Source organism: Nostoc sp., assembly GCF_036917155.1.
Taxonomy (GTDB): Bacteria; Cyanobacteriota; Cyanobacteriia; order Cyanobacteriales; family Nostocaceae; genus Nostoc.
Window position 1 is genome coordinate 1 of the sequence record NZ_JBALDZ010000111.1, and the last position, 4,931, is coordinate 4,931.

The window sequence follows — 4,931 nt, forward strand, 5'->3', positions numbered from 1 at the left end:
ATGGCGAGGCAACTTTACTATCACTAATTTTTTACCGATGGTAGGTGTAATATCAGCTTACCTGCTTTGTATACCAATTAGATAGCTAGGGACTGGGCATGTGCTAGCAGCACTAAGTTGATAAATAAAAACCCCTACACTATTGGTGCAGGGGTTATTTATTTTATACACAAACTCTTAACTATCTTTTCCACCTTCGCGGCTAGCAGTTTGGATGTACAGAATTAGTAAAAACACAGCGGGGACTAGTACGAACAAAATGCTCGCTATGAACCCCAGGTCATTAACTTGCATAGCAAGAAAGCCTCTCTTAAATTTCCAGTCAACAACATTAGGATACCATTATCGATGACCGAGTTATACCAATTCAAAATTCAAAATTTCAATTGAGTTTACCATACTCAGTACTGAGTGCTGAGTGCTGTACATGGATAGCGGGGCGTTTAGCCCGTGCTGAGTAAAGAAGATTGAATACTCAGTACTTTTGCACTATGGTAAAAGCCCCGCCCGAAGTCAAGCGGAATCAAAAATTCGTTTGGAGGTTGATACCCCGCCTCTTCTGGCGCGGTCTTTCATCTCAGCACTCTCTTTGCCGAGGAACTCAGCACTCTTCATTCAATTTTAGTAAGTATTTTGACTACTGACTGGATACAAAATAACTTAAGGCTTCGTGACTACGCTGACTGAGCCATTCACTAAAGTTTGACAGGCAAGGCGATAATTTTCTGGCTTTTTCTTGAATTTCCGGTTTTCTACGTCTGTGCGGGGGGAAAGATTTGCTAGTCCTTCGACTATCTCCACAACACAAGTACCACATTGACCATTACCACCGCAATTGGTCATCTTACCAATCAATGTATATATATCAATACCATTTTGGATCGCCTTGAGCCGGAGATTAGCACCATCTGCCGCTACTACTTCTTTATTTTCTTTAACGAATTTGATATTACCCATAACTGACTCCTCCTTGACTATAAGCTTGGCTTTCAAGGCTTCATATTGACATGGCTTGATTAACATCTTATTTATTATATTAATTTATTACAAAATATTAATAAATATTAACCTTCTAAAATATGGCATCACAAAAAATAGGACAGGTAGAGTACCTGTCCTATAAATTGAAAAATAAATTAACTTACCTAAATCCCACGGCTGCTTGCCAAACGAAAGCAAGCAACAAGAAGAATAGGGGGATGACTGGGAGAACGTCTACCAAAGGATCGAAGATTTGGTAAGCTTCAGGCAGTTTCGCTAATAAAAGTGCTGCTTCCATGTTTGTTTAAATCCAACTATCCAACACAGCTTTCTTGACACTCTCCGACCTAAGGGTACGAAGATTTTTAAGACATTGCTGCCTTAATATCCTGATTTCTCAGGTTCCCAGGCTCAACACATTTGCCCTTTGGGGGTGCTGATATCTCCTCAAGGTTTTTCGGGCGTATACTTTCCCCCAGTCCGGGGGTAGGTTTTTAAATCTTGTACTGATGAAATCATTGTACCTGATGACGGTAGCCTTAATTTAGGCATTACGTTACTTTGGTTTCCAAAGTTGTAGAAGAAAATTATCTTAATTGTTAGGAGTTATGATTCTTGCCCTGAATCCTTACGCCCCTCTTACCCCCCATCTCCCTCATCTTCCTCATCTCCCCTTTCTTCATTAAGCCAGTGACCAAATTCTGCCACAAAGCGATCGCTCAATATTGCTTCTCTAATCTTTTGCGTAAAGCGAATTAGTTCGGTAATGTTGTGAATGCTCAACAAGGTATAAGCTAAAATTTCCTGCGATCGCACTAAATGAGAGATGTAAGCACGGCTAAAATTTTGACAAGTGTAGCAATGACAAGTTTCATCTAATGGCGTAAAATCTTCACGAAACTTAGCATTTTTCAAATTCCAGCGTCCACCTTGGACTATTGCCGTCCCATGCCTCGCCCAACGAGTGGGAATGACGCAATCAAATAAATCTACACCAGATGCGATCGCGATCGCCATTTCCCGATAAGTACCCACACCCATCAAGTAACGTGGCTTATCGAGGGGTAGAAGCGGTGCTGTCACTTTGACAATCTCAGCCATCATTTCCGGCGGTTCTCCCACACTAACCCCACCAATGGCGTATCCGGGCAAATTCAACTTAGCCAAAGCTTCAGCTGCACGGCAACGCAAATCCAAATACACGCCCCCTTGCACAATTCCAAACAAAGCCTGCTCACTGTTTTGATGAGCTGTTATGCAGCGTTCTAACCAGCGGTAAGTGCGCTCAGTTGAGGTTTCCACTTCTTCGCGAGTCGCTGGGTAGGGTGGACACTCATCAAAGGCCATAATCACATCTGCCCCCAAAGTATTTTGAATCTCAATGGAGCGTTCTGGTGTTAAGTTAATAATTCGTCCATCATGAGGTGAGCGGAAAGTTACGCCTTCTTCAGTAATTTTTCGCATCTCGCTTAAGCTGAAGACCTGAAACCCACCCGAATCTGTGAGCATTGGCCCATTCCACCCCATAAATTTGTGCAACCCACCACCTCCAGCCACGATCGCTTCTCCTGGTTGTAGGTGAAGATGATAAGTATTAGATAAGATCATTTGTGCCCCAGTATCTCGTAGCTGGGCTGGGGTGATAGTTTTGACATTAGCCAGCGTTCCCACTGGCATAAATCTGGGGGTTTCGACAAGACCGTGAGGGGTGAAAAACACTCCGGCTCTAGCTTTGGTTTGGCTACAGCAAGCAAGACATTGAAAAGAAAAATTCGCACTCATGCCATTTTGGATTTTAGATTTTAGATTTTGGATTGTGAAACGCTAATTGATGAAGAGTTTCAGAAATCCATAACTAGCAGCCATAAAACCAAATGGTATTAGGGCAAAATTAATATTATTTGGCTAAATTATGGACAAACATAAAGAAGAATTCAGGAATCAGAATTCAGGAGCGGAGCCGGAGACGTTTCCGTTAGCTCCGGTCAGAATCAAGACGCGACTCGAAAATACTCGCTACCGCTGCGCTATCGAGGATTTGCTATCCACCAGTCATGCAGAATTAATTCTGTACATGGATAGCGGGGCGTTTAGCCCATTCTGACGCCTTTATTCTGTTTGGATAAAAACTGGTAATTGAGTTTTAGTGAATACTTAAGCATTCACTACTAACCTAGTTACCAACTTTACGAGTATATACTGTAATAATTGTTATTTAGAAAGAATCAGAACAGTCATCGTCAATTTCTGCATCCCACCTGGCTGAGAGTACTTGCTCCATCATCGCTTCTATAGCGCTGACATTGAAACTTCGCTCTCGTCGCTCTTGTAAAGGGGTTGAGCGGGGAATTAACCGCAGACACACTCCTTCTTGCATCAAATCGAAGTAGGTTTCTTGTTGTGACGACTGCTTGAGTTCCAAGTAATCAAAACTACAAACATTCAGATATAGCGCATGATTAGCCACTAAGGTAGACCTTTGCGGATTGGCAAAAACTTCCATCACATCCCCTTCACCCTCGCTCAGTACCTTATCTTCTTGGGTGTAGATGTAGTGGACTCGACCTAAATCTGCCAGCAATCGCCGGATGTCGAGCTTATTCACAATGATGCCCGTGTTAATAATGCACGGAGCTGGTATCCTGGTGTCGGGTAGATGGTGACTCATAGGAAAATAGCGATTGAGCTAAGGAGAGCGGCGACATAGCTAAACTGTCATAATTGAGTAGCTTGTTTACTCCCTACATTTAAAAAAATATCAATTTTATGGGGCAATCGTCTAATAATTTGGAGGAAGTTTTTAGTTAACGAATACAAAACACAAATTTTGCTCCCTGATGGAATTTTCACTTCCTAAATCATTCGTTTTTTGTATAAAAACTACCTAATATTATTTCCTGACCACTTAGACCAGGATAACAAAATTTTCAAGGAGAATGTCTGATAGAAGTAAATCTTATCTAAAGTTTTAAAGTTTGGTCATGTCGGTTGTACCGAAATCAAGATTATTATCCAGCAGTTTACCAAATATTAATGTTATTTCGATGACGAAACAGCAACAGTGGTGGAAAAAGCTGCTGTTAAAGCTGGCAGCTAGTATCATATTTTATACAATTATTCCACTGCCGTATTTGAGCGGATTGGACTTTCGGGGAGTGGCGCGTCTTGCTGCGCTTGTCGGGTTGATAATTGGGGGAATTTTAGGGTTAGTGGATACGGGGATGGATTATATTGGTATGCCCGTGCTAACTCGTAGTGCTTTGGTAGTAACTGTTTGGATTGGCATCACAGGAGGATTGCACTTAGATGGGGCAATGGATACTGCCGATGGTTTGGCAGTGGGCGACCCAGATCGGCGATTGGAGGTGATGGCAGATAGTGCCACAGGAGCCTTTGGGGCAATGGCTGCGATCGCCTTGGTGATACTAAAAATAACCGCCTTGACAGATATGCCAGAAAACCGTTGGTTGTTGCTGATGGCTGCTTGTGGCTGGGGACGTTGGGGACAGCAACTAGCGATCGCCCGATATCCTTATTTGAAAGCAACTGGTAAAGGTGCATTTCACAAACAAGCCATTCGTTCTTACAAAGATTTGTTACCGGGACTGTTGTTGTTGTTTGGTTTGAGTGGTTTACTTGTGCTGATAGATAAACAGCAACTATTTCTTGCACTGACAATGATAATTGCCGGAAGTGCGATCGCCACTTTAACTGGTGCATGGTTCAACCACAAATTAGGCGGACACACTGGAGATACCTACGGCGCAGTCGTCGAGTGGACTGAAGCCTTATTTCTCTGCGTATTGACCGCTCTGTGAAGTTAGGAGTGAGGAGTGAAAAATGAGGAGTTAAAAATCCAAACTCCAAACTCCAAACTCCAAACTCCAAACTCCAAACTCCAAACTCCAAACTCCAAACTCCAAACTCCAAACTCCAAACTCCAAACTCCA

6 protein-coding genes are annotated in these 4,931 nt (G+C 42.6%); 1 reads left to right on the top strand and 5 read right to left on the bottom strand.

Annotated elements, in window-relative coordinates; translation table 11 throughout:
• Positions 1 to 177: 177 nt before the first annotated feature.
• The 5 genes from psbM to V7K67_RS15885 all read right to left on the bottom strand — a co-directional run bounded on the left by psbM (position 178) and on the right by V7K67_RS15885 (position 3,649).
• Positions 178 to 294, bottom strand: coding sequence for a photosystem II reaction center protein PsbM (psbM, locus tag V7K67_RS15865; RefSeq protein ID WP_084227279.1), 117 nt, complete (start codon positions 292 to 294; stop codon positions 178 to 180).
• A 366-nt stretch (positions 295 to 660) separates the two neighbouring features.
• The gene (locus tag V7K67_RS15870) at positions 661 to 957 is read right to left on the bottom strand and encodes a 2Fe-2S iron-sulfur cluster-binding protein (protein ID WP_292853971.1); all 297 of its coding nucleotides are present in this window, start codon (positions 955 to 957) and stop codon (positions 661 to 663) included.
• Between the two features lie 184 nt (positions 958 to 1,141).
• On the bottom strand, positions 1,142 to 1,279 hold the full coding sequence (locus V7K67_RS15875; protein ID WP_334710894.1) for a photosystem II reaction center protein K: 138 nt from the start codon (positions 1,277 to 1,279) through the stop codon (positions 1,142 to 1,144).
• Between the two features lie 341 nt (positions 1,280 to 1,620).
• Complete coding sequence (tgt, locus tag V7K67_RS15880; protein ID WP_334733992.1) at positions 1,621 to 2,763, bottom strand: tRNA guanosine(34) transglycosylase Tgt; 1,143 nt, start codon at positions 2,761 to 2,763, stop codon at positions 1,621 to 1,623.
• Between the two features lie 433 nt (positions 2,764 to 3,196).
• Positions 3,197 to 3,649, bottom strand: coding sequence for a hypothetical protein (locus V7K67_RS15885; RefSeq protein WP_322676276.1), 453 nt, complete (start codon positions 3,647 to 3,649; stop codon positions 3,197 to 3,199).
• Between the two features lie 376 nt (positions 3,650 to 4,025).
• Between V7K67_RS15885 and cobS the strand changes: the two genes are divergently transcribed.
• Entirely contained in the window at positions 4,026 to 4,799 is a 774-nt protein-coding gene (gene cobS, locus V7K67_RS15890; protein ID WP_335167354.1) for an adenosylcobinamide-GDP ribazoletransferase, read from the top strand.
• Positions 4,800 to 4,931: the final 132 nt, after the last annotated feature.

Coding starts and splice junctions, on each gene's coding strand:
- tgt (WP_334733992.1), bottom strand. CDS start 2,763: ATGAGTGCGAATTTTTCTTTTCAATGTCTTGCTTGCTGTAGCCAAACC.
- V7K67_RS15885 (WP_322676276.1), bottom strand. CDS start 3,649: ATGAGTCACCATCTACCCGACACCAGGATACCAGCTCCGTGCATTATT.
- cobS (WP_335167354.1), top strand. CDS start 4,026: ATGACGAAACAGCAACAGTGGTGGAAAAAGCTGCTGTTAAAGCTGGCA.
- V7K67_RS15870 (WP_292853971.1), bottom strand. CDS start 957: ATGGGTAATATCAAATTCGTTAAAGAAAATAAAGAAGTAGTAGCGGCA.
- V7K67_RS15875 (WP_334710894.1), bottom strand. CDS start 1,279: ATGGAAGCAGCACTTTTATTAGCGAAACTGCCTGAAGCTTACCAAATC.
- psbM (WP_084227279.1), bottom strand. CDS start 294: ATGCAAGTTAATGACCTGGGGTTCATAGCGAGCATTTTGTTCGTACTA.